The sequence below is a fragment of the Nitrososphaera sp. genome, from assembly GCF_050748925.1.
Classification (GTDB): domain Archaea; phylum Thermoproteota; class Nitrososphaeria; order Nitrososphaerales; family Nitrososphaeraceae; genus Nitrososphaera.
The window spans coordinates 1-26,779 of the sequence record NZ_JBOGQF010000005.1 but is presented as its reverse complement, the minus strand read 5'-3'; the positions used below and the strand labels follow the sequence as shown (position 1 = coordinate 26,779).

The 26,779-nt window shown below is 53.1% G+C and carries 33 protein-coding genes and 1 tRNA gene; 12 read left to right on the top strand and 22 right to left on the bottom strand.

Features of this window, described 5'->3' with window-relative positions; translation table 11 throughout:
* Positions 1-150 precede the first annotated feature (150 nt).
* From ACREAY_RS01025 to ACREAY_RS01010, 4 genes are all read right to left on the bottom strand, one after another.
* On the bottom strand, positions 151-633 hold the full coding sequence (locus ACREAY_RS01025) for a hypothetical protein (protein WP_431753897.1): 483 nt from the start codon (positions 631-633) through the stop codon (positions 151-153).
* Complete coding sequence (locus ACREAY_RS01020) at positions 630-878, bottom strand: hypothetical protein (protein ID WP_431753896.1); 249 nt, start codon at positions 876-878, stop codon at positions 630-632. Before ACREAY_RS01020 ends, ACREAY_RS01025 begins: the two co-directional genes overlap by 4 nt.
* 747 nt (positions 879-1,625) lie before the next feature.
* Positions 1,626-2,897 carry a DNA primase family protein gene (locus ACREAY_RS01015; protein ID WP_431753895.1) on the bottom strand — a complete coding sequence of 424 codons (1,272 nt, stop codon included), beginning with the start codon at positions 2,895-2,897 and terminating at the stop codon, positions 1,626-1,628.
* A gap of 938 nt (positions 2,898-3,835) precedes the next feature.
* Positions 3,836-5,155: a hypothetical protein gene (locus ACREAY_RS01010; RefSeq protein WP_431753894.1), complete on the bottom strand. Its 1,320-nt coding sequence runs from the start codon at positions 5,153-5,155 to the stop codon at positions 3,836-3,838.
* An 83-nt stretch (positions 5,156-5,238) separates the two neighbouring features.
* Between ACREAY_RS01010 and ACREAY_RS01005 the strand changes: the two genes are divergently transcribed.
* Both ACREAY_RS01005 and ACREAY_RS01000 read left to right on the top strand, forming a co-directional pair.
* Entirely contained in the window at positions 5,239-6,276 is a 1,038-nt protein-coding gene (locus tag ACREAY_RS01005; RefSeq protein ID WP_431753893.1) for a DUF354 domain-containing protein, read from the top strand.
* A 39-nt stretch (positions 6,277-6,315) separates the two neighbouring features.
* Positions 6,316-6,410, top strand: a tRNA-Gln gene (locus tag ACREAY_RS01000).
* A gap of 395 nt (positions 6,411-6,805) precedes the next feature.
* Here ACREAY_RS01000 and ACREAY_RS00995 read toward each other — a convergent pair.
* The 3 genes from ACREAY_RS00995 to ACREAY_RS00985 form a co-directional block, all read right to left on the bottom strand.
* Positions 6,806-7,198, bottom strand: a complete 393-nt coding sequence (locus ACREAY_RS00995; protein ID WP_431753892.1) for a hypothetical protein — start codon at positions 7,196-7,198, stop codon at positions 6,806-6,808.
* Positions 7,199-7,227: 29 nt separating this feature from the next.
* Positions 7,228-7,785, bottom strand: coding sequence for a hypothetical protein (locus ACREAY_RS00990; protein WP_431753891.1), 558 nt, complete (start codon positions 7,783-7,785; stop codon positions 7,228-7,230).
* An 85-nt stretch (positions 7,786-7,870) separates the two neighbouring features.
* The gene (locus ACREAY_RS00985) at positions 7,871-8,485 is read right to left on the bottom strand and encodes a DUF4145 domain-containing protein (protein ID WP_431753890.1); all 615 of its coding nucleotides are present in this window, start codon (positions 8,483-8,485) and stop codon (positions 7,871-7,873) included.
* A gap of 214 nt (positions 8,486-8,699) precedes the next feature.
* On the opposite strand from ACREAY_RS00985, the gene ACREAY_RS00980 reads away from it, so the two are divergent.
* Positions 8,700-9,677, top strand: a complete 978-nt coding sequence (locus tag ACREAY_RS00980; protein ID WP_431753889.1) for a 2-hydroxyacid dehydrogenase — start codon at positions 8,700-8,702, stop codon at positions 9,675-9,677.
* On the opposite strand, the gene ACREAY_RS00975 is transcribed toward ACREAY_RS00980, so the two are convergent.
* The 7 genes from ACREAY_RS00975 to ACREAY_RS00945 all read right to left on the bottom strand — a co-directional run bounded on the left by ACREAY_RS00975 (position 9,674) and on the right by ACREAY_RS00945 (position 14,402).
* Entirely contained in the window at positions 9,674-10,168 is a 495-nt protein-coding gene (locus ACREAY_RS00975; protein WP_431753888.1) for an acyltransferase, read from the bottom strand. The two genes, ACREAY_RS00980 and ACREAY_RS00975, sit on opposite strands and share 4 nt — an antisense overlap.
* A complete protein-coding gene (locus ACREAY_RS00970; protein ID WP_431753887.1) occupies positions 10,168-10,437 on the bottom strand; it encodes a Trm112 family protein in 270 nt (89 codons plus the stop codon). The genes ACREAY_RS00975 and ACREAY_RS00970 overlap by 1 nt, the downstream gene beginning before the upstream one ends.
* Before the next feature lies 1 nt (position 10,438).
* Positions 10,439-11,377, bottom strand: coding sequence for a Gfo/Idh/MocA family protein (locus tag ACREAY_RS00965; RefSeq protein ID WP_431753886.1), 939 nt, complete (start codon positions 11,375-11,377; stop codon positions 10,439-10,441).
* A complete protein-coding gene (locus ACREAY_RS00960; RefSeq protein WP_431753885.1) occupies positions 11,371-12,288 on the bottom strand; it encodes a branched-chain amino acid transaminase in 918 nt (305 codons plus the stop codon). Before ACREAY_RS00960 ends, ACREAY_RS00965 begins: the two co-directional genes overlap by 7 nt.
* 39 nt (positions 12,289-12,327) lie before the next feature.
* Complete coding sequence (locus tag ACREAY_RS00955; RefSeq protein WP_431753884.1) at positions 12,328-12,933, bottom strand: hypothetical protein; 606 nt, start codon at positions 12,931-12,933, stop codon at positions 12,328-12,330.
* 52 nt (positions 12,934-12,985) lie between these two features.
* Positions 12,986-13,219, bottom strand: a complete 234-nt coding sequence (locus tag ACREAY_RS00950) for a DNA-binding protein (protein ID WP_431753898.1) — start codon at positions 13,217-13,219, stop codon at positions 12,986-12,988.
* Positions 13,220-13,382: 163 nt separating this feature from the next.
* Positions 13,383-14,402, bottom strand: a complete 1,020-nt coding sequence (locus ACREAY_RS00945; protein ID WP_431753883.1) for a hypothetical protein — start codon at positions 14,400-14,402, stop codon at positions 13,383-13,385.
* Between the two features lie 221 nt (positions 14,403-14,623).
* Between ACREAY_RS00945 and ACREAY_RS00940 the strand changes: the two genes are divergently transcribed.
* Genes ACREAY_RS00940 through ACREAY_RS00925 form a run of 4 tightly spaced genes read left to right on the top strand, consistent with a single transcriptional unit; the run spans position 14,624 to position 17,353 of the window.
* A complete protein-coding gene (locus ACREAY_RS00940) occupies positions 14,624-15,100 on the top strand; it encodes a hypothetical protein (protein ID WP_431753882.1) in 477 nt (158 codons plus the stop codon).
* Positions 15,101-15,136: 36 nt separating this feature from the next.
* Positions 15,137-16,117, top strand: coding sequence for a class I SAM-dependent methyltransferase (locus ACREAY_RS00935; protein ID WP_431753881.1), 981 nt, complete (start codon positions 15,137-15,139; stop codon positions 16,115-16,117).
* A 39-nt stretch (positions 16,118-16,156) separates the two neighbouring features.
* The gene (locus tag ACREAY_RS00930; protein ID WP_431753880.1) at positions 16,157-16,408 is read left to right on the top strand and encodes an Lrp/AsnC ligand binding domain-containing protein; all 252 of its coding nucleotides are present in this window, start codon (positions 16,157-16,159) and stop codon (positions 16,406-16,408) included.
* A 42-nt stretch (positions 16,409-16,450) separates the two neighbouring features.
* A complete protein-coding gene (locus tag ACREAY_RS00925) occupies positions 16,451-17,353 on the top strand; it encodes an SIS domain-containing protein (RefSeq protein WP_431753879.1) in 903 nt (300 codons plus the stop codon).
* Here the strand turns inward: ACREAY_RS00925 and ACREAY_RS00920 are convergent.
* Positions 17,343-18,122 (bottom strand): sulfurtransferase, encoded by a 780-nt coding sequence (locus ACREAY_RS00920; RefSeq protein ID WP_431753878.1) that lies wholly within the window; start codon positions 18,120-18,122, stop codon positions 17,343-17,345. The two genes, ACREAY_RS00925 and ACREAY_RS00920, sit on opposite strands and share 11 nt — an antisense overlap.
* Positions 18,123-18,187: 65 nt before the next feature.
* Between ACREAY_RS00920 and mntR the strand changes: the two genes are divergently transcribed.
* The gene (mntR, locus tag ACREAY_RS00915) at positions 18,188-18,634 is read left to right on the top strand and encodes a transcriptional regulator MntR (protein WP_431753877.1); all 447 of its coding nucleotides are present in this window, start codon (positions 18,188-18,190) and stop codon (positions 18,632-18,634) included.
* Here the strand turns inward: mntR and ACREAY_RS00910 are convergent.
* A complete protein-coding gene (locus ACREAY_RS00910; protein WP_431753876.1) occupies positions 18,631-20,451 on the bottom strand; it encodes a PINc/VapC family ATPase in 1,821 nt (606 codons plus the stop codon). The two genes, mntR and ACREAY_RS00910, sit on opposite strands and share 4 nt — an antisense overlap.
* A gap of 118 nt (positions 20,452-20,569) precedes the next feature.
* Here ACREAY_RS00910 and ACREAY_RS00905 point away from each other — a divergent pair, with 118 nt between their 5' ends.
* The 3 genes from ACREAY_RS00905 to map all read left to right on the top strand — a co-directional run bounded on the left by ACREAY_RS00905 (position 20,570) and on the right by map (position 22,847).
* On the top strand, positions 20,570-20,911 hold the full coding sequence (locus ACREAY_RS00905; RefSeq protein ID WP_431753875.1) for a P-II family nitrogen regulator: 342 nt from the start codon (positions 20,570-20,572) through the stop codon (positions 20,909-20,911).
* 35 nt (positions 20,912-20,946) lie between these two features.
* Positions 20,947-21,618: a matrixin family metalloprotease gene (locus tag ACREAY_RS00900; protein WP_431753874.1), complete on the top strand. Its 672-nt coding sequence runs from the start codon at positions 20,947-20,949 to the stop codon at positions 21,616-21,618.
* Positions 21,619-21,953: 335 nt separating this feature from the next.
* The gene (map, locus tag ACREAY_RS00895) at positions 21,954-22,847 is read left to right on the top strand and encodes a type II methionyl aminopeptidase (RefSeq protein WP_431753873.1); all 894 of its coding nucleotides are present in this window, start codon (positions 21,954-21,956) and stop codon (positions 22,845-22,847) included.
* On the opposite strand, the gene ACREAY_RS00890 is transcribed toward map, so the two are convergent.
* From ACREAY_RS00890 to ACREAY_RS00870, 5 genes are all read right to left on the bottom strand, one after another.
* On the bottom strand, positions 22,844-23,044 hold the full coding sequence (locus ACREAY_RS00890) for a hypothetical protein (protein WP_431753872.1): 201 nt from the start codon (positions 23,042-23,044) through the stop codon (positions 22,844-22,846). The two genes, map and ACREAY_RS00890, sit on opposite strands and share 4 nt — an antisense overlap.
* Positions 23,041-24,180, bottom strand: a complete 1,140-nt coding sequence (locus tag ACREAY_RS00885; protein ID WP_431753871.1) for a DUF1512 domain-containing protein — start codon at positions 24,178-24,180, stop codon at positions 23,041-23,043. Before ACREAY_RS00885 ends, ACREAY_RS00890 begins: the two co-directional genes overlap by 4 nt.
* Before the next feature lie 293 nt (positions 24,181-24,473).
* The gene (locus ACREAY_RS00880) at positions 24,474-24,617 is read right to left on the bottom strand and encodes a hypothetical protein (RefSeq protein WP_431753870.1); all 144 of its coding nucleotides are present in this window, start codon (positions 24,615-24,617) and stop codon (positions 24,474-24,476) included.
* Positions 24,618-24,657: 40 nt separating this feature from the next.
* Positions 24,658-24,921, bottom strand: a complete 264-nt coding sequence (locus ACREAY_RS00875; RefSeq protein WP_431753869.1) for a hypothetical protein — start codon at positions 24,919-24,921, stop codon at positions 24,658-24,660.
* Between the two features lie 35 nt (positions 24,922-24,956).
* On the bottom strand, positions 24,957-25,922 hold the full coding sequence (locus ACREAY_RS00870) for a coiled-coil protein (protein WP_431753868.1): 966 nt from the start codon (positions 25,920-25,922) through the stop codon (positions 24,957-24,959).
* Between the two features lie 141 nt (positions 25,923-26,063).
* Between ACREAY_RS00870 and ACREAY_RS00865 the strand changes: the two genes are divergently transcribed.
* Positions 26,064-26,459, top strand: a complete 396-nt coding sequence (locus tag ACREAY_RS00865; RefSeq protein WP_431753867.1) for a hypothetical protein — start codon at positions 26,064-26,066, stop codon at positions 26,457-26,459.
* Here ACREAY_RS00865 and ACREAY_RS00860 read toward each other — a convergent pair.
* Positions 26,456-26,779, bottom strand: a 324-nt coding sequence (locus tag ACREAY_RS00860; RefSeq protein WP_431753866.1) for a hypothetical protein, incomplete at its 5' end; no start/stop codon positions are given. The two genes, ACREAY_RS00865 and ACREAY_RS00860, sit on opposite strands and share 4 nt — an antisense overlap.

Here is a 26,779-nt window from a genome sequence, read left to right as displayed (position 1 = left end):
AGGTGCTCTGATTCTTCCGTATGGACCCCACGGCCGCAGCTTGAACAGTGCCAGCTTTCCCCATACCAGTGCATGTTACGCCGACATAGGTAGCAAAACGGCTTGTGTGGCTGATCATTTTCTCCTGACGGTATGAATACGGCATTAGCCTTACGCGTCTTTTAGGCCCCCTGGTATCCTTGCAGCTGCTATTTTGTATAGGAAATCTGGAATCTGGCCCCTTTCGCGAAAGTATTGGATGGCATTTCGTAGCGTATCATACCCCAGCATTGTGGCTTCTGGATAATTGTGCAATCGCACTATCTCGGATTTTACCATCCTTGCCGTCCAATACTCCCCACCGTACCTTTCATCTTTGCCATGCAGGTCTTCCAAGAGCCAGATATCTGTGAAAGGGCCCGAGTTATTCCACCGTCTAGTCTTTTCAGCCAGCTCGTTCAAGCTATGGCTTGATAACCCATCCTCTTTTATCAAGGTCAGAAGTTTGTCCAGTATATCGGGCTTGGTGGTTATCACTCCATACCCCGCTATTTCCCTGATTGACGGTTCCAGTTGCTCCCAGAGTATGTCGAAATGCTTGCCCGGATTTAGTCCCCGTTCAATGGTGGCTAGCTTGGATTCCCTGCTGCTCACGGTTCGATTACCCCCTTCTCGGATATCTGGGCCACCCTCTCCAAGGCAGCGATCCTTTTGTCAATCTTGTCCCAGTCTACCTTGGATAGCGTTGTTTTTGCCGTTGCGATGTATGCCATTGCGCGGGCTATTTCGCACATTTCAGCCGTTGATTCTGCCGTCTTCATTTTCTCGGCTAGTTGCTTAAATACCCGCCTCAGAGCTCGACCTTCTAAAGCGTTAGTTTCCCAGTCATATTTGGCCAATTATACCCCTACTTTTTGAATATTTTACGCTCAATCGTGCGTGACCCCCACCCCTATTCATCGATACATATCCCTCGCAAGTGGCGTTAGCGGATATTCTACGGGCTTTGGTGCACGGGATATGATGAAACAATCAATACATTTCCCCTCTACAAGCTCCTGTGATTCCTTTTGGCATCCCCCGCAGCTGGTCATTGCTTTGGCTCCCGTGATAGGGTTAGCTGCGCTGTCGTCAACTTGGAATTCTGGTACCGGATATACCTCAAAACTGACTGGATGCGCTCTTCGTCTGTTAGATTCGCTTCCCCGCATCTGTGGATGCTACTGTTTTCTAGGTTGAGCGCAAGAGCATTCCCGGTCCTGTCGTTTACCACCAGACTATTGAAGTAAATCTGTGCGTCACAATATCGGCATATTGCCTCCCATGTTACAGAGTTCATTGCTTCTGAACCCCTTGCTCGTAGGTGTCCAGAACTCGATTGATGGTAGAGTCGAAGCTGTCGGCGAGCGACCCTAATCTTGCCAAGCGATTGTATGTATTTTCATTTACCCGTATGGTTCGTTGCTGCATCTATGTGCTATTTTGTGTTAATTGTGGCTTATGTGAACTACAGCGCCGTTGTCTTAACCAAAACCTTGGACATGTTTCTGAATTGTGCAGGTGTTTCTTGCAGACTGGCATGGTGCATGCAGTACAGAATCCCTCTCCTGTCTTTCCACATGTTATGCAGTGATTGTTTTCGGACTTCATGCCGCAGTCTCCCCGAATTGTGTCAGCGTCGTTGGCGGTTCTACCTTCAGTCTTATCCCTATGTAGCAATGGCGACGTCGGCCCCCGATTGCTTTTAGTCTGTTCTCCACCCCTAAGCGTTTGAGCTCTTTTCCGAGAATGTTGTCATCAAGTATCCGCTCTCCTTTTGACCTGCCATACTCTCTATAGGCGTGTTGCAGGTGGCTTGCTTCGATAGAGAGGGCTTTATCACCGACATCGATCTCGCATTTTTGTTCCAGGAATTCTCTAACCCTCGATGCTCCCGTTTCATACGCTGCCTTGATTTGCTCTATGGATTCTTTTGGGAAGCCATGTTCATTCTCCAGTGCTTTCCTTGCAGCTAGAGCGACGTTAAGTAGCCCGCTCAATTCTTCAGGTGTCGTGAGTTTCTTTATCAAACCAGTATCTGCGTCTGCTCCTTCGAATGTACGGCGGAAGTTAACTATCACCCAGCGTCTGAAATATCCGTCTGATTCATCATCGCTTGGCGGAATGTCATTTGCGGAAAATACCATCTTGGCCCTGTTTCTAAAGGTGTAACTGTCCTTGCCTTTCTTCTCTGCCCTGATGGTTTCCCCCGCTGCGAGCAGCTTAAAGTTGCTGGTTTCTGCAATCTTTTTGTTTGGAATGTCTGCGTGTGTGTTTAGCCACTTGCCATATAGGTCCGATGTCCCGAACCTTTCTGAAAGCCCCTGAAGTGATACGTTGCTTGTGTTGCTTTTCCCTACAAATGCCGCCAGAAGGTCGATGATGACGCTCTTGCCATTGCTGCCATTACCCACAAGCATGAAGGCTTTCTGATGTTTGCATGATGGCTCCAGGAGATAGCCTATCATCCTGACTACCTTTACAATATCTTCGTCATCCAGTGTTGATTTCAGAAATTTCTTTATCTCAAAACATTTCGCTTTCTGCTCGTACCTTATGGGGAGTTTTGATATCGAGAGCCTGTCAGCGTTGTGAGAGAATACCTCGCCGGTGTTTAACTTTATCCAGCAATCCTCTACATTGAGCATATCAGGGTCAGAGTCAAAGTTATCGCGTTTGGTAAATGTCCTACGTCGAATCTTTTCAACGACTTCCTTGACCTTATGGACCGTAACTCCGCTAGCACCCATTTCAAGTTGGGATTCTATGAATTGCTCTCCATCGTTTACATAGATGCCTTCATTTTCATCGCCTACTGTATCGACATATCTGTAAATCTCCCTACTGTCGGCCATTGTGGCAAAGTCGAATTCCTTCATTAGAAGCGATGCCCATTCATCGACGATTTGCTCTGTGCTCTTTATCGGCTCTGCTTGGGTGTTAGACGGGAAGGATGTCAAGCTCGCCTGTTTGCTCCCTGTTCTTCTATCCCATACGCTCGCTGCACAAGTCTCAGTAAAAATCTAGACCTGCTTACGTCGCCCCGCTCCCGGTCTATTCTGGCTATCAATTTCTTTGGTAGGGATACCCCCACCGGTACGCTGTCTTGCATAGTTGCAAGGTTGCAATCTTACATCAAGAGAACTATGGGGCGGAACTAATTCCGCCAATTCGGCACGGTTTTCCGAGCCGTTTTGGGAGTATTTTCATTCCCGTTTTGTGCCATCTGCTTAACTGGCTTCTTGAGGCTAGAATCGTTCATTTGAACGAATGCGACAGTTGCTGTATTCTCTACTTGTAGAGATTTGGCATTAAAAGTAATGTCAGTTTGGTCACCAATTGGGGACAGATAACAAAGATTCAAAATGAAGCTTTGCGACAATTGTCGCATTCGATTAAAAAATCGATTCAGTAGGATGCATGGGATGAACGGGTTAGGAGGCTATTTCTGTTTTAATTATTCTTCCTATACTTTTGCGGGATAATGGGGTATAACCCGTGTATCCCGTGTACTCCTCCATACTTTAGAGATTATCACATGAGAATCAGCATCTTTATATTCCGTCTTTTGAAGGAATACGTCAGCTGTCGGAATCACCGATATCGGTGAATTGAAAATTGGTGGTAATATTACCGCCGGTGGCACACAAAAATGTGCCGATTAATTAGTAAAACTACTAATTGATTCACGGAAAACCGTGTTTCGACACTTGACGCAATGGGAACTAGTTCCGAATTCGTCACCTGTAGAATCGGCGTGCATATGCACGCCCTCTTGGCACCGAAACGGGTGCCATCCACCGCGAAGCCGGGAGAATCATGTCGGCTGGTCCCCTGATGCCTGAGTGGCGTCCTTCTCCTTACCCTTGCGTCCGAAATTTTGGAGGCTCTTGAATGCCGGCGCCATCAGAGTGTATAACTCTTCAGGACTGACTCCTGACTTTGTTACATGTGTTAGAACGTTAAGTAGCTTCAGATTTATATCGACATCCGACAATTTCGGAAATTCCTCATTGAACCGCTTGGCGACGCCGTAGACTTCGTCCATGGCATCCACACGGGCTTTGAGGGCGTCAAGCTCGGTTTTCTTGATACGCAGCTCTTGTACTTGCTTCTTTAGCCTGTTCTCTTCATTTACGGTCAGATAGTCTATCGCGTGAGCATACCCGTACAGCCTATCAGAGCCTTCCAGCAGCTGTTCATCAGTCGGTCGAAGGTAATGGCTTTTCATTCCTTTAATGCGATGCCCTTCCAGCAGTTCAATCCAAAGCGGCTGCACTCCCGCAAGGGTCATTTGCGTGTCCCAGGTCTTTCTCAGCCCGTGGACCCCCTTGATAGACTGGTGTACGTCAAAGCGCGTCTGTCCCTCGGTGAGCTTGATGCGCTGTCTTACCCCTGCCTTTTCAAACAGCTCTATCATAGTCGTGGATATCGTGCTTGCCTTAATTGGCTGTGGTTTGGTTGCTCTAAATTGGTCTTCACGGTTAAACTCATCACGTACCAGCAGACTTTCTGGTGTTATTCGCTCTCCATACCTTGCGCGGTATTCGAAATACTCGTCTATGACGGCGCGGCACTCTGGAGTGCAGTACGTGATGTATTCCTCATCGTCATTCTCATAAACGACTATTTTGTAAATCCCATACGTGTCTATAGGGACTAGATGACGCTTTCGTAGTTCTGGCAGTGCTGCCCGTCTTACCCCTGACGACGCGTAGACCAATAGCATCACCTTGTTTCTCAGGGATGCAACCGCCAGGGCCTTTCTGATTTGCTCCATGGAATAGCTGGTATCTTTCAGTGTCTTTCCCTTGCCTACATGTCTTAGGATAAATTTCCAGTTGAGCGTGACGCGGTTAATGTCATAGAATGCCTTGACGGCCGCCATGATACGCCTAATCCGGGATACCGAGCGCTTTCCCTTCATGCTCATAATGAAGGAAATGGCTAGATTTTCCTGCTTCTCGGCGGTACCATTCAACAGCTCGGCAGGGTCCTGGAGCTTTAGAAAGCCGATATACTGTCGGATGTCATGGGTATAGCCCGTTAGCGTTTCCTTGTTGTCTAGGAGATTTACAAAGTTCACCCATGCCTGGGAGCCGTAGGAAATAGCAGGGGTGGTGCTCATTTTCGTCATTTAGCTTTGTACCCCCGTGTATTTCAATGTGGTATTTCCCCAATCAAAAGGTTTTTCCAGTAGTGCGAGCCAACAACCAGCGCTTGAGGATATGGTTTGACGTCCTGACGCCAAAGCAGGTGATGTTCTTCCGGCCTGCAGTGGAAAAGTTAAGGCAGTCAGGGCACGAGGTCCTTTGCACCTCACGCGACTATCGGGAGGCAGTCGAGCTTGCAAGGATAAAGAAACTGGAAGTCGAAATAGTCGGCAGGCACGGCGGCGCAGACAGGTACGACAAGCTTGTCGCTGGCGCCAAAAGGACCGAGGAGCTCGCCGGCAGGGTCAGGAAATTTAGCCCGGAAGTCTCCGTGACGTTTTCGTCGCCAGAAGGCACGAGGGTCGCGTTTGGCCTCGGCATACGCCAGATAGGGCTCAACGACTCGCCCCACGCAGAGGCAGTCGCGCGCCTGACCGTGCCCCTAGTGAGCCGGCTGCTGTGCCCGTGGGTCATACCCTACTCGGCATGGACCGGCTACGGCATTTCAAGGAACAGCATTTCAAGGTACCGGGCGCTGGACCCGGCGGCGTGGCTAAAGCAGAAAGACGCGTCGCACACTACAGAGATCAAGGGCGACAAAAAGACGGTGCTTGTCAGGCTTGAAGAGAGCAAGGCGTCGTACATTGCCGACAGCAAGCTTGGCAGCGTCGGCCTCATCGACGCCGCTGTCGACGAATTATCGCAGACGGCAGACGTCGCCATCCTGTGCAGGTACAGCGACCAGATCGAGTACGCAAGGGAAAGGTACGGCAGCAAGGCCAGGATTGTCGAGGAGGTCTTTGACGGCGTCCCGTTGATAAAATCCGCCGACCTTTTCATAGGCGCGGGCGGGACCATGAGCGCCGAAGCCGCTCTTCTTGGTGTGCCCACCATATCGATAGCTCCGGTCAGGTTCCACGTCGACGACTATTTGGCAAGGAGTGGGTTGGTAAGCCGGACGCGCAGCGCAAAGACGCTGGCAAGAACTGCCAAAAAGATGCTGGCAGACAAGAGATACAGGGAGCAGTACCGCAAGAGGGCGGCAAGGGCCCTTGCTTCTATGGAAGACCCGACGGACAGAATAATCAGGGCCATCGGTCTGTAAGATTATAAAGTCCTAAAATAGAGTGTGATTACGCCCGGAAGCCCGGTAGAGGAAAAACCTTTTCTGCCGAATGTAGCGGCCAAGCATAGGGGCCTTTGGAGCCCTTGACCCCAGTTCGAATCTGGGCCGGGCTACTTTTCTAAAACCGCAATTTCATCAAGGATTATTTACAAACTTTTTAAATAACGCACTTATTTTTTTACCTAAAAAATTTAGCCCTACTGTGGGCATTTGGGCGGCATTATTTTCCCATAAAAACGAGCCAGCAGATGCATTTTAGCAGATGCAACAAAGCTAATAGTCCTACGAAACATCTTTGGCGAGCAGACGGTGAATTGCATGTAGTTTGTCAAGGCACATGGCACCAGAAAGACACCCCGGAGGCCAGCAGAATAAAGATGCTAGGTGAAACTGGGAGGCTGATTCTAATAATACAAAAGAAGAACTACTTAGTAGCATTAAGGGCTATCGCGGTGTCAGGCGCCGACAGCAGGTTCAGCTTTCTCCAACTCTGCTTTTCAATCTCAAATCATACTTGTATACCCTTGTTCAAGTGATAATGCAAACGCTTTAGCATATTTGCACAAAAGCCCGTAGTCATCCTTAGAGAGAATGCGGCATCTTCTCTAGTAAAATGTACTCCTTTGTGGTCAGGCTCATGAGGGTCGAGGCTAAGATAGTTATACAGGCTAGCCCTCAAATTATTCAAACGTAATCCCTTTTCATCATGCTGTACGAGTTTGATAAAAAAGAGATTTCTTTTTGCTTTTATCTTGTCACTTGAATTCGATGCACTCTGAATTGCATCTTTTTCTGCTTGCGTTAGCTGTAGGCCATTTCCCCATTCATCGATGCCCACATAGAGAGCGTTTATGGTCTTTCTGCATTCTCCAAGAACATCGTCCCATCTGCCTTCTCTCATTGCTTTCTCTGCATCGCGTAGATATTTCATTACATCTGAAGTGGAACCTGTGAAAATTCAATACGCGGAATCTCAATTAATTCCACCATGTCCAAATCTGTCTTATTGAGATCGTCTATCCATTCTGACCGGGGATACTTACGCGTCGGATTTCCTCCAGTAGAAATAAGGTTGATGAGTTCTGTACTTACACCTTCTGTTCTAATCACATTTGCGAAAACATACACCCATCCTTCAAGCTGAAAGAAAAGGTCTTTTCCATCTCTCAATGCTTCCATTTTATGCAAGAGATAAGGTGATAGCTTTAGAACCATTTCCACACCCATTTCCGAGCCGGTGCCATAGAGCCTGTTCGATGTAGGAATTGACTCTGCGTAGCCTATTTCATATTCTCTATCCCTTGAGATTTCAGTTGAAACAAATACCTGCCCTCTAATGTTGAACAAGGAAATTTCAGAGATCCCCACATTGTTGCCGTTACTCTGTAGCTTTATTTTCAGTGTGAGTTTCAGATAAGGTTCTAAAGATTGTCCTTGGAGTAAAGACACTCTAGTTAATTCCATAGGAAGTTGAGGAGTGGGCGGCATCTGCAGCTAGCTGGTTTAATTTTTGCTAATAAACTTAGCTTCTTTGGATACTGATAAAAATGCGGATACTATCTTTGAATGATAATTAGGGTGGAGGAGTTCCGCCGTAGTGCTTTGATACATAATCCATCTCATAAATTAATCTCAACAATTCAGCAGTAAACATCAGTGTACTTTTCGCACGAGTTTCACCCGGGTTGTCCAACTTATGTGTTGCTTTGTTCCCATTCTTTCTTATCTGCTCTACCCAACTTTTCATGGGCTTGGTGACATAACCCTCATTCTCAAGATGCGTCAGATAATTTTCAAAAGTATCGCATTCTCTCTCACCTTTTTCTACCCCCACATACATCAGTATTTTCCTGCACACTTGCTCACATGCGGCATAGGCTTTAAATGAAAAGCAATTTCTTGCTTCTTTGTAGGCTTGCTCAATATCCGGGGGTAATCCTTCCAATGATGGCCCTGCGGGGGCAGGAGGATAGATCACTCCTTGCTCTGTAAGTACGGACCCATTACCGCATTGTGTACATAAGAGCCATCTTACTCTTGAGGCATCCTTTGGAAATATGGCGGCGACATAAGCGTTAACACTATTTCCGCAATGTCCACATGTGAATTGATACCACCCCCGTTGTTCAGAATAACTTGGCTGAGAAACATCACGAGTGGAAGTGAAAGGCATGTCATTGTTTGACATTATTCCTCCATAAAAAATCTACCTGATACTTTTCTTATGATTTGTTGTAACTCCAGAATATGCAGCAGAACTGATAGTTACATTGTCGATATACGGACCCAAAAATGGACTATGACGAATAAACAGGGAATAAACAGAAGGAAGGATTTCTTTATTAGTACAAGGTAGGCGTGCTTGTCTAAAAATTCAATACACCGCGTGAAAGACAATAGCCGTGGTCAGCAAGGTCTATGTCACCAGGAACCTGCCCGGCACGGCGCTTGGCGAGCTGGGCAGGCACTGCCATGTGACGCTCAACAAAAAGGCGACGCCCCCTTCGAGAAAAGAGCTGTTGAAAAACGTCAGCGGCAAAGACGCGATCCTGTGCATGCTTTCAGACAGGATAGACAGGGAGGTCATGGACGCCGCCCCGGGCCTAAAGATAATCAGCTCGTACAGCACCGGCTTTGAGCACATCGACGTTGCAGAAGCGACAAGGAGGGGCATCCATGTCACCTACACGTCAGACATACTTGCCGAGGCTACAGCCGATCTCACTTTTGCACTCATCCTGGCCTGCGCAAGGAACGTCGTTGCCGGCGACGCTATGGTGCGAAAAGGCAAATGGCGAGTCGGGTGGGCGCCGGACCTGCTGCTCGGCCAGAGCGTCCACGGCGCGACCTTCGGCATAGTCGGCCTTGGCAGGATAGGCTCGGCAGTTGCCAGGCGGGCAAGAGGCTTTGACATGAAGATACTGTACCACAACAGGGGCAGAAACGAGCGGGCAGAGGCCGAGCTGGGCGCGCAGTACAGGAGCCTCGACGGCCTGCTTGCGGAGAGCGACTTTGTATCCATACACACCGCCATGAACGGCGCCAGCCGCCAGCTGATAAACAAGGACAGCCTTGCGAAAATGAAGCCTACCGCGTTTCTGATAAACACGGCAAGGGGTGCCGTCGTGAACGAGCGCGACCTGATAGCCGCCTTGAAAAAGAAGACGATAGCGGGCGCCGGCCTTGACGTCTTTGATAAAGAGCCGCTGCCAAGGGCAAGCCCCCTCGTCAGGATGAAAAACGTCGTCCTGCTGCCCCACATCGGGAGCGCCTCGCGCCAGACGAGGTCAAAGATGGCAGACGTTGCGGTAAAGAGCATACTGGACGCGCTGTCGGGCAAGAGCCTGGATCCGGCTTTCCTGGTCAACCCAAAGAGCTAGCTTTCCCACTCGGCCTTTTTCCTGTCGTACTCTTTTCTTGAATAGGCAGACTTGGCCGGCACGCCCATCACCACAGTGTCTGCCGGCACGTCCTTTGTGACCACCGAGCCCATGGCCACTACGCTGTTCCTGCCTATCCGGACGCCGGGCCTCACGACGGCTCGCGCCCCCACGATGGCGCCGTCCTCTACAGTGCAGCCGACCATCTTGAGGCTCATCGGGTACGGGTCGTTTGTGAACGTCGCGCCCGGCCCGATAAAGACCCCCCTGCCGATGACCGTCAGGGGCGGTATGTAGGCGCAGCCCTCTATCTTTGTATCAGCGCCTATCTTGACGTTGTAATCTACATGGGCAAGGGAACCTATCTTGACGTTGTCGCCGACGCTTGTATTTGGCCCGACGTATGCAAAGTGCCATATCCGGACGTTCTTGCCTATCTTGGCTTTCTTGTCGACGTAATTCTTGACGCCCTTTGGTGCCCTGTATGCCATTACAGGTGCCAGGGGTTGCCCTGTTTTAAAACCTTGTCAGGCAGCCTGCCCTTCCACTTTTCCAGAAAATTAATGTCGCGCTGCCTGTCGCGCAGCTCGTCCGGCAGCATCACAGGGATGTCGTCGATTATGGGATAGTAGCGACTGCATTTACTGCATACGAGCGCGCCTTCCTTTACTTCCTCCTCACGTACCTCGACTTCGACAAGTTCCAGCGGGTAGTGCTTGTCTATCGGGCACGCCAGTATGTCGAGCATGGAGCGCTTCATTTCATTTCAGGTCCACGTATATTGGGGAGCCGGTGTTGCTTGATAAAAGTGCTGCCTCTGCCACCCTTGTCACGTTGGTGGCGTCTGACGCGCCCACGACTGGCGTGGCCTTGCCCTCTATCGACTCGCAAAAGTTCTTTAGCTCAAGCGTGAGCGGCTCCTGGAACGGCCTGCGCGGCACTATGGCCTCGCCCGCAGAGTCTATCCTCGTTTCCTGCGTCAGAAAGTCGCCAGTGATGATGCCGTCGGTGCAGACCGCGCTGAAGGTGCGCACCTTTTTTGGTGTTAGCCAGTTTGATGCGATAACTGCCACTCTCTGGTCGCCAAAGCCGAGCATTATCGTGGCAAAGTCCTCGTGCTCGTGCAGTCGCTTGCCGGCCCTCGCAAACACGACATTTGGCCTTGCGTCAAACAGGAACATGGCAGTGTCGATGTCGTGGACTGACGTGTCGAATATTATCCCCACGTCTTTGATATTTAGCGGCATCCTGTTTTCGCGGTGAAACTCCATCATTATTGGGTCGCCGTACTTTTTCTCTGCCATCAGCTTTTTGGCTTCAGACACCGCAGGGTTGAACCGCTCGATGTAGCCGGCCGTAAGTATAACGTTCTTTTTCTTGGCCACCTGCATCATCTCCTCGCATTCCTGCGACGAAAACGCCAGCGGCTTTTCAACGAACGCGTTGACGCCTTTTTCCATCACCTTCTTGGCCACTGCCGCGTGCGTCTTTGTCGGCGTGCAGACCAGGCAGCCGTCCAGCTGCTCAGACGCAAGCATGTCGTCAACCGATGAATAGGGCCGGGCCTTGTTCTTGACCGCAACGTCTTTGGCCCGCGCCGAGTCCGCGTCGCACACTGCCGCAAGCGCGCCCAGCTCGCCCAGGACGCGGGCGTGGTTCTTGCCCCAGCCCCCGACCCCGATTACCGCTACCTTTACCATACCGGCGTTAACCAGTCCCGGTATTCCTTGATTTCGCCTGTGACTGCCTTGGAATATGTCTCCCGCACGGCCTTAGAGATCGGCCCTTCTTTTCCATTGCCGACGGGCTTGCCGTCGATGCTGGTAACCGGGACTATCTCTGCCGCCGTCCCGGTGAGGAATATCTCGTCGGCCATGTAGAGCTCGGCCCTCGGTATCGGGCGCTCGGTGATTTCGTATCCGAGGTCGTTTGCAATCCTTATCGCAGATTCGCGGGTGATGCCCTCAAGCGCCGAGTCTGCAAAGAACGGCGTATAGATTTTCTTGTTGCGGATGAGAAAGATGTTTTCGCCTGAAGCCTCGCTGACGTTGCCGGCAAAGTCGAGCAGTATTGACTCGTCGTAGCCGTTGCGCTTGCTCTCCTGCGTCGCAAGTATGGAGTTGAGGTAGTTGCCTGCGGCCTTGGCAAGCGGAGGGGTCGACTGGTCGCTGATGCGCCTCCACGACGATACGCACGCCGTGATGCCCTCGTCCTTGAAATACTTTGCAAAGGGAAAAGCGATAATGACTGTGTGCGTCGGTGACTTGGCCGTGACGTTGAGGTCTATGCCGTGCATCCCCACGAACGTGAGCGGGCGGATGTAGACCGACTCCTTCATCCTGTTCTTTTTCAAGAGCGCGACGGTTGCGTCGCACAGCTCCTTTACCGAATAGTCAAGGGTAAACGAGTAGACCTTGGCAGACCGGTGGAGCCTCTCCATGTGCTCCTTCAGGCGAAAGACGCGGACGTTGTCCTTTGACGCGTAGGCGCGTATGCCCTCAAAGACGGCGGTGCCGTAGTGCATCGCGTGCGTAAAGACCGGGACCTTGGCGTCCTCCCACTTGACAAACTTGCCGTCAAACCAGATGAATTCCCCGCCCTTCTCCTTCATTTAGAGCGCAGAGTCTCTGCCGGCTTTAAAAATCTTGAACTAGTGGTAGCCTTCCTTTGGAAACTTCATGCCCATGACGCGCGTAGTCGCGTCTTCCGCGTTTGCGAACCTTTCCACAGATCCCCAGTGCTTTTCGATTACCTTTGCCGCAGGCCCGGGGACCATTTCGCGCCATCCTTCCTGCCGGCCCTCAAGCACCTCGCGGTAGAGCATTTCTTTCACGGATGTCGCCGATATTTCAAGCCGGCCTGCCTTTAGCGGCTTTAGCCGGTACATCCTCAGCATCAGCCGCTCGGCCTTGTCGCCGGTGTACGAAACGAAACTGTCCTCTTTGACGTGCGCCACTATCTGGTTTCGGAGCTTCCACGACTTTGACGACAGCAGGGGCGGCATGTATTTTGCATACGGCGCGTGGAACGTATAGTCAGGCAGCACCTTGACCGAGTCGCCAAACACCGACTCGACCATTTCCTTGCGCTGCTCATAGGAGAAAGGAAAGCTCCTGGTGCTCACTTCGCTCCCGTCTTTTAAAAAGCGGACCGGAAAGACGTAGACTGGATGGTCGCGCTTTAGCATCGATATTATCGACTCGTGCGCCTTGGTCATCGGGTTCAGGTGCGCAAGGTACAGCGCGGCAGTGGCCACGCTCGGCTATACGGCAGTGCCCTATAATAAAAGTAAAACGAGCCCCTCTGGCTCAGGACTTCATTATCTCGATTTCAATGGTCGAGACGTTCCTCGTCCTTCCGTCCTCCGACTGGACCTGCTCGGAGCCGATCCGGACGTCGCCTATCTTGTAGCCGGCAGTCTCCATCCTCTTGATGGTGATCTGCGAAACGTCCACAGCCCTGCCTATGCTGAGGCCCCTTGCCTTTATGGTGACCTTGGGCTGGTTTGCCATCTGTATGAGCGTCGACGTGACGTATGCCATGAGCGGCTTTTTGCCAATATAGATTGTGTCGTGTGGGCCGTCCCTGCGTTCCGGCGCCGGTGTTGCACTTGGTTGCGGCTGTGGTGCTTCTGACATGGCGAAATAAAGCTTCAAGGTCTAATTTAATGTATGGCGGAAAATAAAAAAGATGGCGCCTGCGGGGCTAGACCTCGCAGTTGGCGGTGACGTGGGTTCCGACTATGTTATGGCACTGGTCAGATCCGCTTCCGCCGTTATGGATGTCGTTGCCAGAGTCATTATAGAGCAGGTCATCTTCAGAGCCGCCGTACAGCCGGTCGTCGCCCGCATCTCCTGCGATATAGTCTGCTCCTGCGAGGCCCAAAAGTACATCGACGCCTTCCCCGCCCCTGAGGCTGTCAATGCCACTGTCTCCAACGAGCCTGTCGTCATCCTGGCCGCCAAAAAGAGTGTCGTCGTCTGCTCCGCCCCACAAATAGTCCCTGCCAGTATTGCCGTAGACCAAGTCGTTGCCGGCATCACCCACCATCCTGTCGTCGCCCTGGTTCCCGACGAGCCTGTCCTCGCCGGCGCTTCCCCACAAATAGTCGTCGCCGGCCCAGCCAAGCGCAATGTCGTTGCCTCCATACGCCAGAACAAGGTCATTGCCGGCAGTGCCCAAAAGCAGGTCGTCGCCAGAAGTGCCCTCTATGACGTTGTATTCCGCAGCCGCCTTGCCGCAAAAGAGATCCTTTTGCGGAACGGGGCTCCAGTCGGGAGCGTAGTCGATTCCAGGACTGTTGCTGATGTTCCTCTGGCCGCTGCCGTCGGGATTCATCAGGTAAATTTCATACTCGCCTTCCCTGTCGCTGCTAAAGGCTATCGCAGAGCCGTCCGGGAACCAGTCTGGAGTCACGTTGAACTTTAGGAAATTGTTGGTAAGCCGCGTCTGGTTGCTCCCATCCGCGTTCATGATGTAGATATCGCCGCGAGGGTTGTCCCTGAAACTAACGAATACGATCTTGATGCCGTCCGGAGACCACTCTGGGCTAATGTCAGCCACTATATTTTCAGTCAGCCTCGTCTGGCTGGTGCCGTCCGCGTTCATGGTGTAAATCTCCTCGGTGCCGTCCCTGTCGCTGAAAAATACTATCTTGTGATTTTCACCCGGAACAACGGCAAAGGCAGCTTGGTTCTGTGAGAGGGCCGCAATGGAAGCCAGCATCAATGCTGAAAGGGTGATGACAATGATCTCTTTACCCGGCAGATTCCGCGCAGAAAGGCGGCAGGTTTTCTGTTTTTTCTCATCAGTTAGTTACTGCAATTATGATATTTACGCGGTTCTGAAGGAAATCGGGCGTCAAAATACAGCGTAGCTATATGAAAGAAATTGCGATCCAACTTCTTGCCTTTACAAACAAATACCGCCTGTACAGACAGCAACCAGTGGCAGACAGGATAAAGTGGAAGATAGAGTACGATTACAATATTTACAAGGTCTATGACGGCAAGGGCAACCTTGCAGGATATTTCTTTCCCCACTATGGCAGCATCGCGCCGGAAGAAAGGGAAGACGAGATAATCGAAAAGATGAACAAGGCGCACGAAGAGATGAATGAGGGGACGCTGCTTGTCCCGATGGCAAAACTCGACCTGCTCGACCACGAAGAAGGCCTCGGCCTCGACGCGGCCATCCGCTCGCTAGAGTCAAACCTTGGAAGGGCGAGATTCTGGAACAGATGGCTGTCCGAAAACGCAAAGCAGTTTTCGATATTCGGCTCGACGGTCTACACCGCAAGGGAGGACAGGAACATGCTCTCAATCGCGCTTGGGATCGCCGCCAAGTATGCGCTGGGCGAAAAAGAGATCAGGGAACTGCTCACTCCGGCGCTCGACAGGCTGCATGACGACGGCCTGCTGTAGTAGATTATATGTGGTAGTCAAGGACTATCAAAAGTCATGAAGGCGCAGTTTGCGAACCACCTCGTCTGCCTGCACCACGCAGACAAGCAGATCCGCCTCGCGCTCGAGCCCCTTGCGACAGGCAAGACCGAGAACGAGGTCACGGAGGGGTTCCTGAAGTGCCCTGACTGCAACGCATTGTACCCTATAGTCCAGGGCGTGGCGATACTGGTCAAGGACTTTTCATCTTATGCCGCAGGGAGGTCGCAGACGTACGGCCACTGGCTGCTTGAAAGCACCACCAAGGAAATGAAGGAATTCCTGAAGGACAAGGGCACGCAGATAAAACAGGGCGCCGTCACAAACGACCGCTACGAGGAGGGCGGCAGCTGGTTCGTGCCCTACAGGTGGATGCAGTACGAGAACTCGGAAGAGGACCGGCTGCTAAAGACTCTCAGGTGGCACCTGCGCCCAAACGAGGTCTATAACCGCGTAGTCCACGGCATAAACTCTGACATGGACGGGGTCGTGCTGGACATGGCCTGCTCGATGGGGTACAGCACGATGCTCATGGCGCAGAAATACGCATTTGCGATAGGCGTCGACCTTTCGTTTTCATTCATACGCGAGGCGAGAAAAAGGATGTACGAGTCAAAGCACGGCAACCTGGAATTTTGCGTCGCCGACTCGCTCAACCTGCCCTTCAAGCCGGGCAAGTTCGACCTGGTGCTTGCGCTCAACCTGCTCGAGCTTGTCGAGCCGGAAAAGCTCCTTGCGTCAATCCACAGGATGCTAAAGCCGCACGCGGCGACCATAATCACCGACCCCTACGACTATAACCGCGACCCGCCGCCCAAGAGGTCGTTTGACGCCGCGTCCTTCCGCAGGTTCGTCGAGGACTCGGGTTTCACCATATTTGAAAAGAGCAGCAAGAACGAATCGTTTATACCGTGGGTATTAAAGATAAACGAGCGCGCATACCTTTTCTACTTTGTCGACTATTTGAAGGCGCAAAAAGTGTCAAAGGAAAAGTTCTGACGCGATTAGTTTAATAGGAAAGTCACTTGGAAAAGCTCTATGCCTACAGCATACGTGCTCATCAATTGCGACCTCGGCTCTGAGGAGAGCATCATTGGGGAATTGAAAAAGTTGTCCGAGACGGTAGAGGTAAACGGCGTCTATGGCGTCTATGACGTTGTCGCCAAGGTAAGGGCCGACACGATGGAAAAGCTCCGCGAGACCATCACGTGGCACGTGAGAAAGATAGACAAGGTCCGCTCGACGCTCACAATGATCGTAATCGAAGGCCAGGGCGAAAAGAAAAAGTAATCTTTTTCAAAATTTATTATCTTTTATTTTCATAATCATACCGTGAATTCGGTAGAGGCAATGGCCGCTGACATGGAGCGCCAGCTGGTGGACCTGCAGGGCCTCGAACTTGCAAGGCCGCGTGGCAGGATTGCGCTGGTGGGCTCGGGCGACTCGTACGTTGCGGCACTTGCGGCGCACCACCTTTCTTCGGGCAGGGCCTCGTGCCACCACCCCGCAGATATCGTTGCAAATCCCTCATTTGCGCAGGGCCGCGACGTTTACATTGTTTCAATATCGGGCAGGACGCAGGCAAACGTGCTTGCGGCAAAGGCCGCGCGCAGGGCCGGCCTGCACACGGTAGCGGTCACGGTCAATGGAAAAAGCCCGCTTGCAAAGGCCTGCGACGACGTTGCAGAGCTAAAGTTTCGCAGCGCCGGCAGGACAGCAGGGACAATCAGCTTTACTGCCAGCATCCTTGCCTGCGCATGGCTTGCCACAAAAGGCAAAGTGGCCTGCCCAGCAAACCTTGCCAAACTATACAACGAAGCAAGGAAACAGGCATCGAGGCTGCCAGAAATAAGGACAGATTCAATAGTCGTGCTTGCTGACTCGGTGCTCCATCCCGCCGCGAAGTATGGCGCCTTGAAATTCAATGAAATATTTGGAGCAAGGGCAATAGCTTGTCAACTTGAAGACTTTTTCCACGCTCCACTTTTTGGCCTGAAAAAGGGCGACAAGGTCCTGATTCTTGGCGGCAAGGCCCGCGCAAGGCAGCTCCAAGACAGCGGCTTTGACGCTCACAGCATCAATTGCACAAAGCCGACGGCCATAGAGTCGCTGCTTTATGCGGTGTTTTTCATCCAGCACCTTGCTCTCAGGATTGCGACAAGGCGCGGCATGGGCGAGTGCCATTTCATCAGCGACAAAAGGCTGCTGAAATTGAGCTCGGGCGTCATTTACTGACCGGCAGGTCCGGCCTGTTGCCCCACTCGCCCCACGAGCCCAGATACATCTTTACGTTCCGGTAGCCGAGCATCTTTAGCACGACAAAGCTGTTGGCCGCGCGGTAGCCTCCCTGGCAGTAGGTTATCACTTTTGTATCCTTGGGTATCTTGGCATACATCTTTTTCAGCTCTTTTCCTTCCTTGAAGGCAGAACCCTTGACATTGTCGTTCCAGTCGATGTTCACTGCATCCGGTATGTGCCCCGCCTTTGCAGCGCGCACGGCCGTCCCGTCGTATTCAGTCTTTGAGCGGGCGTCAAGCACGACCGTCTTTTTCTTTTTTGCGGCTGCCTTGATCGTTTCATAGCCGGCCAAGATCTTGGCGTCGGGCGCGCCCTTGAAATCAGCGTGGACGAACGGGTTTGTCTTTGTCTCCATCCTGAAACCCCTGGTCTTCCATCCCTCCAGCCCGCCGTCGAGCATCGCGACCTTGTGATGCGAAAAGTAGAGCAAGAGCCACACGCCCCTTGCGGCGGACGGGCCTGAAACGTCGTCGTAAAACACTACGAACCTGTTTTTTGAAACGCCGATGTTTGACAGCAGGATTTTCGTCTGCTTGTTGAACTGCTTGATGCCTTCTTTTGACGTGTCTATCCAGTGGAACTGCATCAGGTCGACGTTTACCGCGCCCGGCACGTGGCTCTGCGCATAGTCGCCAAACGGCCTTGCATCCACCACCAGGGCATCCTTGAGCGAGTGCAGCTCTTCAGGGGAAATTACGAGCTTCAATACCAAGGTTTTTCTATAATGCTAATATTTATTGCTGTCAGGCATGGCACTCATGCGGGGCGGCTTTGGCTAAGAAAAAGGACGAAGGCAGGCTCGATTCAATCCGGGACGCGCACAGCGCGGAAAAGGGCGTCAGGACCACCCGCATGGAAGACTACCTCGAAGTCATCTACGAGCTGATACAGCACAAGGGCTACGCCACCACCGTCGACATTTCCAACTATTTGAACGTCAGCTCGCCAAGCGTCACGAAAATGCTGCAGCGGTTGAACGAAAGCGGACACGTCAACTATGAAAAATACCGCGGCATCACGCTCACGGAAAGCGGCGTCGCGATAGCCAAAAACATCCACGACAGGCACAGCATCCTTGCAGAATTTCTGATGATGATAGGGGTCGACAAGGACACGGCAAACCGCGACGCGGAGGGCATCGAGCACCACCTGCACCCGGAGACCTTGAAAAAGCTGGCCGAGTTTGTAAAGCTGGTAAAGAGCCAAAAGCTCGGCTAGCTGCGCTTGCTCAGGAACAGCAGCATCTCTTGGCCTGCTATTATCGCGTTCACTATCTTCTTGCCGGCCTCCGACCTCTTGTCGACCTTTAACCGCGCCTTCTTGCCCACCTGGCTTGAAAGCACAAACTCGTCTTCGATGTAGACATCGACGGTCCTGCCTATCACCTCCTCGTCTACCATCAAAGTCACGGCAGAGCCGGCTTCGCTCACCTCAAAGTCGATCTGCTTGCCAAGCGTCGGTGTCTTGGTCTCGACGTCTATCTTTACCCCGAGCACGTCTTCCAGCTCGTTTATGGTAGAGCCGCCCTTGCCGATTATCTTGGGCGCTGCCTCCTTGCTGACCTTGACCTGCACCCTGTTCTCGGAGAGGATGTTTACCTCCGCGCGGGGGTCAAAGCGCCTCACCACGTCCAGTATTTTCGACTGCGCCAGTTTCTTTATCCCGCTCTCGTCGCTGCCTGCCTGGACCTTTGACACCGGCACGACGACGTTCTCTTCGCCGTAGGTATAGATCTCGTATTCCACCTTGCCGGACTCAAAGTCCTTGACCTCGACAAGCGGCCGGGCAAGGTCTGCCTCGGTCATGCCGGTCGGCACCTTGACAGTCAGCGCCAGCTCGTAGACTTTGTTGATGGCGCCGTCCTTGACGAATATGATGGTGTCAAGTATGTGCGGGATCATGCCCAGTTCCACCTTGCCCATAAAGCGCTGGACGGCGTCAAGTGGGCTGGACGCGTGCACGACGCCGACCATCCCGACGCCGGCAAGCCGCATGTCCGCAAAGACAGAGAAGTCCTGCGTGCGCCTCACCTCGTCAAAGATGGTATAGTCCGGCCTCACCAGGAGCAGTATGTCGACTGCCTTTTCAAAGCTGCCCTCAAGCGGGCCGTACTGCGTGACTGCCTCTGGCACCTGCAGGTCCCGGGGCGACTCGAACGTCTTTACTATCTTGGCCTTTTCCACGTAAAACTCGGCGAGGCTGCTTGCAAGCGTGCTCTTGCCAGAGCCCGGGGGGCCGGCGATGATGACGCCTTCAGCCTTGCCGGAGAGGCGCTCCATGAGCTTCTCGCTCACGTTATAGTCTGCAAGCGCCAGTTTCACCGTCGGCTTGACGATGGTTATTTCAAGGCCGTCTGAAAACGGCGGCCGGGTTATCGCGATCCTGTAGAGGCCAAACTGGATGACAGTCGCGCCGCTCCTGCTTATCTCGACCGTGCCTGCGCCGTTCACCCTGCTTGCCTCAGACACTTCCTTGATTATCTTTGTCAGTTGCGCATACGTGCTCTTGCCGTCTGCGATGCGCGTCAGCTTGAAGCCGCCCGGCTTGCCTCTCTTGGCCATCGGCTCGACGTTTTCCTTCAGGTGGACGCTCATCGTCTCTTCGTCAAAGAACTTTTCAAACTCCAGGTCCGTCGTCTTTGTCGGGGCGCGGATGTGCTGCGACTTGATCCCTTGCGCCTCGGCAACGAGCGCCTGCACATAGTCGGCAGTCATCAGCGTGGCAGACTCGCTCATCGCCACGTCCTTGATTATCGCGTCTATCCTGCCGTGTTTTGCTAGCCGGATGTCGTCAAAGTCCGGCCTCTGGCCGACGAACCGGATGGCGACCTTTCTTTTTGCGCACAGCTCGCGCATCTTTTTTATCTCGCCAAGGCCGACAAACCCGTGCTCCTTGTTGGTCGACGCCTGCGACTGGAGCTCGTCGAGGACAGCCAAGGGGATGATGATTTCGCTCCCCTCCTCAATCTCGCCGGCCTCTAGCATCCTGGTTATCTCGCCGTCGATTATTATGCTGGTATCAAGTACAAACTTCAAACAACTAGTCTCCCCACACGCGGTTTAAAAAAGCATCTCGATAAAAAGCATATCATAAAAGGCTCGCGCAGGGATAATAACAAAGAATAAAAGATTGTCAAGGCAATAGGTCTTGCTAATGAAAAAGCTCGAGGCTATAGTACGGCCAGAAAAGATGCCAGTAGTCAAGGAAAAGCTCAGGCAGCTCGGGATAGGCGGCATGACAATTTACGACGTTTCCGGTTGGAGCAAGCAGCGCGAGCTCCACCTGCAGTGGCGCGGGCAGCCCGTGACCTACGACCTGCTGCCCAAGTTCAAGTTCGAGATACTCGTGGACGACAGCCAGCAGGACGCCGTCGTGCAGGCCATCGTCGAGGCGTCGAGGACCGGCGAGCACGGTGACGGCATCATATTCGTGTCCCCGGTCGAGCAGTCGATAAACATCGCGACGCTTGACAAGGGCGAAAAGAGCTTTACCTGACAAGACATAAAAGCAAAGCCTGTGCATACGGCGTGTTGAAGCGGGTATTGCTCGCCGCTGCTCTGGCGGCGCTACTTTTCATTTCATTCATCTCCGTCCCCGCGTTTGCATCCCGTTATTACGAGGAGCAGGCCGACGGCCTTGCAGGGGTCACGGTGCCAAAGGCCAGCTACAGGTGGGACTCGGACATGCAGTGGTGCGTCTACAAGGAAGAAGGCGTGCGAAACACATACTATAGCTGGGCTAAACTTGGGGTGCACAAGTGGCGCATGGCGCTCAAGGATTACACGGCAGCCAGGGCAGAGTGGGACATGCCGATAAAGCGAGCAACTGAGAACATGCCGGCCGACTGCGACGTCAAGGTATACATTTACGATACATACCGAGACTTTCCCGGCTATCCCGAGCAGACCGGCGCCTACACGTCAGTCCAGTACAAGGACGGCGTCGCCAGCTCTGCAAGCGTCTACATGTCGCCGCAGGTGCTGCACGGCGACGGCAAGAACGTGATAGACCTGCCAGGGTACGCCTTTCGCAACTCGGCAATCCACGAGGTAGGTCACGTGCTCGGCCTTGCCCACATGGAAAGAGCAAAGGGCTACCTGATGTCGCCGACGTTTGACTTTTGGGAGCAGAAGGAGCAGATGCCGATAACCACGCTCGAGCTGTCGACCCTCGTCGAAATGTACGGCACTGACGGCTTTTAGCGCAAACCGTCAGGAATTGCTATTTTACTGGCAGGCCGAACTAGGACGACCTGTCAATCGTGCCGGTATTTTGAGAGTTGCAGTGGGGACATACTTCAGGTTCCTCGGCTGCTTGCACGACTTTTCGGGCCTTGCCCCAAAAGACTATGCCGCAGTCTTTGCAACACAGCATTTCGCTCTGGCGTATCATGGCTCTGTATAGATTTTCTGCTATAAAACCAGTCGAACCGGGAGGCGGCCAGAGCGTGAATGTCGTGTCAAAGCCAGGGGCAAAAGAGAAACAGAATCTTTGTGGCGCAAATCTCTATATAGGAACTGGCCCAATTTTTGCCTGAATGAACCTAGAGTGCTATCTAAAGGCAGGCAGGATAGCATCCAAAGTCAGGGAAGCGGCGCGCAGAAAATACCACGTCGGCTCTACGCTTTTCGATATCTGCGAGTCGGTAGAGGCGCAGATCAGGGGCATGGGCGCGCAGCCGGCGTTTCCGGTAAACGCCAGTCTCAACGAGATAGCGGCCCACTATACGGCAGAGCCGGGCGACCAGACCACAGTAAAAGAAGGCGACGTCTTGAAGATCGACATCGGCGTCCACGTCGACGGCTACATCGCCGACACCGCCGTCACGGTCTGCTACGACCCGAAATATGATTCTCTTGTAAAGGCCGCCGAGTCGGCGCTGGCAGAAGCAGTCCGCACTGCAAGGGCCAACGCCAAGGCAAGCGACATCGGCAAGGTGATTGAAACTGTCATCGGCAGGATGGGCTACCGGCCAATACAGAACCTCAGCGGCCATTCTTTGCAGCAATACGTGATACACGCAGGCAAGTCGATACCCAACATCTGGACAGTCGGCTCGTCGTTTGCGCTCCAGCCAAACGAGGCCTACGCGATAGAGCCGTTTGCCACGATAAAGGACGGGATGGGCGTCGTGCACGAGGGCAAGGTGCGCAACATCTATGGCATCACGTCGAGAAAACCGAGCAAGGAAAAGGACGCAGACGAGCTTTTAGAAATGATATGGAACCGCTACAGGACGCTCCCGTTCGCCCTCAGGTGGCTCACAGACGCGTACGACGAAGGCAGGCTGCGCAGGCTTGTCGACGCGCTGGTCAGGAAAAAGAACATCCACGTGTACCCGATTCTTGTAGAGGGCCGCGGCAAGACAGTAGTGCAGGCAGAGCACACGCTCATACCGACTGACGGCGGCGCAAACGTGATAACGCTCTAGCTCTTTTTCTCGGGCGGGTACTCGCCATAGATGGCAGTCACAAGCGTTGCAGAATTGCACTTTATGCACCTCGCTCCGCCTTTAAAGACATAGTCGCCCTGCTCAAACGGGCGCCTTTCCTTGTCGCCGCAGCTGCCGCAGGTCTGCTCCGTATGGAGTGTTGGCTTTGGCTCCGGCTTTTTGCCAAAGAGAATCATTGAGCGACCCCCATCGTGTTGCCGACGCCTATCACAAGGACTGACTGGCCTTCTTCGGTCTTGTCCTCTATCACCGCGTGGACAGTTTCAGTCACCTTGTCAAACGAGTCTGCAATCTCTTTTCTCATGATGGTAATTGCATCAAGCACTGACTGCTTTACTATCACCGCGTAAACAGGCACGCCCAGGCGGGTGGCGACTTCTTCTATCTGGTATTTTTCGACGCCGATGCCGCCTATCGCCGCGCCGATGCCTTCTGCAACGTCGCCGGTGCGCTCGCCTTCCAGCTTTAGCGCGGCGTCTATCATTATCACGGCGTCAAGCCTCACCCCGAGGTCGCCTGCGAGCCTCTGCATCGCCTCTCCGGGGCGCCCCACCGTGCCCGCAGGGCCCTCTGCCTTGAGCAGGTAGACCTTTCTGCCCTTGTAATCGCTTTCAGCGTACACGGTTTCCTGCGCCGCCCGCTTTTTCTCCTTGCCCAGCATCATCTTGCCGACGACCATAGGCCCGATGCCGTCGCCTATCGGCTGGCCCTGCCGGAACGTCGCTATTGCCTTTTTCAGCGCGTCGGCCTCTTCGAGCAGGAGGGGCATCACCATCTGCAGCTGCACCAGCACGAACACGCTTGTCGTGCGCTTGCCCATCAGGTAAAAGTGGCGCACGACTTTGTATATCATGTTGAGCGCAGTCGCGGCTTCAAGCATGTTCTCTATCTTGGACGCTTCATAGTCGTCTATCCCGGGGCAGACCTTTCTGACTTCTGCCCTCATGCGGTTGTCCCTTGTCCGCATCACGTGCTCGACCTTGCGCACGAGGCCGGCAGGGTCCATGTCGACTGGCATTATCGTGAAATATTCGAGAAACTTGTCTATCCTAGGCGTGGGGTCTTGCTGCGGGACGACTTGCTTGACGTAGTCGATCGTGTCAAGCCGTGCGTTGTCCTTCATCGTCTTTAGTTTCAGCATCGACTTGGATATCTCGCCCAGTATCACCTTGCCCTGCATGCGCTGGCCGTACAGCATGAAAAACGGTATTGTGGCAAGCGAGATTATGTAGACATACATCATCGGGTTGGCTGGATCAAACTCGCCCATTTCCCCGCCCAGTTGCAAGAACAGCTGCGAAAAATCCAGCATGCAGACTTGTCTCACTGCCTGCAAAGAGCAATTAAAGTTTACCCTGCGTGCCCGCGGGTTCTGGCCTTGCCGTCAGGCGCCGGCTGCATCCCCTTGCGCATGGCCCAGCTTGCCCGCCACGACGTCCCTATGACGGCCGGCGCCGGCAGAGAGCCAAGGGCCGCGCATGAGGCTACTTCAAAGGTACCTACAACGCCAGCATGGAGCCGCGGAAAATCAACCGGACTAAAAGACAGGCATGACGAGCGAAAATGTGCATGAACCCCAATGAGCGCTTTTTTCAAAGCCCAGCGCTATTTCTTGGCGTGGCACTCGCAGGCGCACTTGACCACCTTCATGTCAAACGAGCAGTCGTGGTCAGGCCCGCATGACTCGCCCACGGGCCATTCGCCGGGGCAGTCGCCGTGCCGGTCCCGCTTGCAAAAGAAGGTCAGCATCCAATGGTTGGGCGGCGCGCAGGCGATTTAACGGTTTTGCTCAGAACTGGATGTTGAAAAGCTGCGGGGCATAGATCGAGCCGTCACGGACCCTCTTGACCCTTGCGACTGAAAGGTAGTGGGGCCAGATGGTCGCCATGATGCTCCCCTCAGGAACGCCGACGGGGTCGAGCAGCACTACAATGTCGCCTTCGCTCACGCCCCTTTCGGCCAGCTTTTCCTTTGAAATCGTGATCAGGTCCTCGGGCATGCCGCTGCTGTAAAGGTAGACCTTGCCGCTGTACTCTAGTTTGTCCTCAGACATCCAGTCACTTTTTGCACGGGCTTGAATAAAAATGTCTAGTCCGAGCCTGCGTCGCCAAAGATGAGCTTCATCTCGTCGAACGTCAGTTTCTCGCCGGACGACATCTTTTTCTGCGCGGCTTCCTTGAGCGTGTTCCAGCGTTCCTGGTACTCCTTGTCGCGCCTCGTCCGTTCCTGTGTGGCTTCGTGCCTTGCGACCCTGCGCTCGTCCATCTCCTTCTGCTTCTTCTGGCGGGTCTCGTTCTGCGCCATCCGGTTCTTCTTGAAGGCGATGGCGTTGAGCTGCGTCTCGATCATTTCGAGTTTCGCCGTCGCTTCGCGCACAGTGTGGATTACCTGCCTGCGCTCCTCGTAGAGGCCCTCGCGGTTATTGACCAGGCCCTCGATGCTCTCCTTGAGCTTGCCAATCTTGTTGCCAAACTCTTCCTTTTGCTTGAATATCCTGTTGACGCGCGACTTTAGCTCGTCGTACTGCGTCGACATTTCGCGGTACTGGCCCTCCTTCTTGTGCACCAGCTTTAGCGTGTGAAGTTTGGTGGCGATCTCTTTGGAGCGGGCGACGAGCTTGCGCTCTTCGTCTTTGGAAAGTTTCTTGGTCTGTATGTCGCGCTCTATCTGCTCCAACGCCTTGGAAAGCCCGGACATTTCGCTCCTGTCCTTCCTTGACTTGGCCTGCCCGACCTTGTCGTCGAGTGACCTCATCTGGTTCTTGGCCTCGATGAGGTTGTTGCGGAGCTCTACAAACTTGGGATAATCGGCATCCTTCTCCTCGTTCACCCCTTTTAGCTTGGCACGCAGCTCGTCCAGCTGCATCCTTTCTTCGTCTATCTGTTTCTTGACAGCATCCAGGCTACTGTTGATCTCTTCGATCTTTTTCTCGCCGCCTTTCTGCTCGTCAAGAACACTCTTTTTGAATTCGACCAGAGTCTTCAGGTTTGGATCGTCTGAATTGGGTGCGACTGAAACGCCGCCATTGTTGTTTGCCGTTGTTGTTGCGCTCAATGAAGGATTACACCGTCACCATGCGGAGGTGAACACTACAGGGTTCTAACATGCCCAAAAATATATTTTTTGCCATTTTAGCCTACTGAAGAACGGTTCCTACATCTTTATATTGTATTACCTTGCAGTATGGTTGCAGCGATGGATGATTTTGAGCGTGACTATCCAGGATTTGACTGGAAGAATACGCCGGCCTACAAGCATCCCGGTGGCAAGGATTGTCCCTGCCCCAAGCACGAGTATATAAGGGAGCAGATGAAGGTCGCCCAGACGGTGAGCGACAACAACAAAGACGTCGCCCCTGACGCCAGGCAAAAGGCCCAGATCACGCTAAAGTTCTGCCCCGACCACTATGACGTCTACTTTAACGAGGTGATCCCGTCAATGCCTTTCAAATACCGGTTCATGACCAAAGTCGCGCTAAAGATAGGCGCAATCACGATACAAAAGCTGACCTACATGCAGTCGGACCAGTGCTTTTACTGCAAGTTCGGCTCAGGCGGCTTTGACAAAAAGGCAGAGCTGCCTCCAATCTAGCCCAGCAGCTTTGCAGAGTCGGCAATCATCATGTTCTTGAGGGCAGTCTTGCTGTCTGACGAAAAGCCAGTGGCCAGTATGTTGCGTATCGCAAGCGAAAGATACGGGAACTTGCCGGCGCGCCCTTTGTAGCCGTCATAAAACGCCCTCTCCAGCTCCTTGTAGGACGGCAGATCCATGACGCTTGCGAGGAACGACCCCACGTCCATGCTGCGCGCAAAGGTAGAGCTGCTTTTCTGTATAAAGCCAAGGTCTGTCCTGAGGACGTCGCCGCCGCGGACAAGAAAGTTCTGCGCCTTGTTGTCGGTAAAGACGTACCC

Bases quoted from the DNA above. Each gene is read 5' to 3' on its own strand.
- ACREAY_RS01015 (WP_431753895.1), bottom strand. From the start codon at position 2,897: ATGAAGGAATTCGACTTTGCCACAATGGCCGACAGTAGGGAGATTTAC.
- ACREAY_RS01010 (WP_431753894.1), bottom strand. From the start codon at position 5,155: ATGACGAAAATGAGCACCACCCCTGCTATTTCCTACGGCTCCCAGGCA.
- ACREAY_RS00995 (WP_431753892.1), bottom strand. From the start codon at position 7,198: ATGAGAGAAGGCAGATGGGACGATGTTCTTGGAGAATGCAGAAAGACC.
- ACREAY_RS00990 (WP_431753891.1), bottom strand. From the start codon at position 7,785: ATGCCGCCCACTCCTCAACTTCCTATGGAATTAACTAGAGTGTCTTTA.
- ACREAY_RS00985 (WP_431753890.1), bottom strand. From the start codon at position 8,485: ATGTCAAACAATGACATGCCTTTCACTTCCACTCGTGATGTTTCTCAG.
- ACREAY_RS00975 (WP_431753888.1), bottom strand. From the start codon at position 10,168: ATGGCATACAGGGCACCAAAGGGCGTCAAGAATTACGTCGACAAGAAA.
- ACREAY_RS00970 (WP_431753887.1), bottom strand. From the start codon at position 10,437: ATGAAGCGCTCCATGCTCGACATACTGGCGTGCCCGATAGACAAGCAC.
- ACREAY_RS00965 (WP_431753886.1), bottom strand. From the start codon at position 11,377: ATGGTAAAGGTAGCGGTAATCGGGGTCGGGGGCTGGGGCAAGAACCAC.
- ACREAY_RS00960 (WP_431753885.1), bottom strand. From the start codon at position 12,288: ATGAAGGAGAAGGGCGGGGAATTCATCTGGTTTGACGGCAAGTTTGTC.
- ACREAY_RS00950 (WP_431753898.1), bottom strand. From the start codon at position 13,219: ATGGCATACGTCACGTCGACGCTCATACAGATGGCAAACCAGCCCAAG.
- ACREAY_RS00945 (WP_431753883.1), bottom strand. From the start codon at position 14,402: ATGCTGGCTTCCATTGCGGCCCTCTCACAGAACCAAGCTGCCTTTGCC.
- ACREAY_RS00935 (WP_431753881.1), top strand. From the start codon at position 15,137: ATGAAGGCGCAGTTTGCGAACCACCTCGTCTGCCTGCACCACGCAGAC.
- ACREAY_RS00930 (WP_431753880.1), top strand. From the start codon at position 16,157: ATGCCTACAGCATACGTGCTCATCAATTGCGACCTCGGCTCTGAGGAG.
- ACREAY_RS00905 (WP_431753875.1), top strand. From the start codon at position 20,570: ATGAAAAAGCTCGAGGCTATAGTACGGCCAGAAAAGATGCCAGTAGTC.
- map (WP_431753873.1), top strand. From the start codon at position 21,954: ATGAACCTAGAGTGCTATCTAAAGGCAGGCAGGATAGCATCCAAAGTC.
- ACREAY_RS00890 (WP_431753872.1), bottom strand. From the start codon at position 23,044: ATGATTCTCTTTGGCAAAAAGCCGGAGCCAAAGCCAACACTCCATACG.
- ACREAY_RS00885 (WP_431753871.1), bottom strand. From the start codon at position 24,180: ATGCTGGATTTTTCGCAGCTGTTCTTGCAACTGGGCGGGGAAATGGGC.
- ACREAY_RS00880 (WP_431753870.1), bottom strand. From the start codon at position 24,617: ATGCTGACCTTCTTTTGCAAGCGGGACCGGCACGGCGACTGCCCCGGC.
- ACREAY_RS00875 (WP_431753869.1), bottom strand. From the start codon at position 24,921: ATGTCTGAGGACAAACTAGAGTACAGCGGCAAGGTCTACCTTTACAGC.
- ACREAY_RS00865 (WP_431753867.1), top strand. From the start codon at position 26,064: ATGGATGATTTTGAGCGTGACTATCCAGGATTTGACTGGAAGAATACG.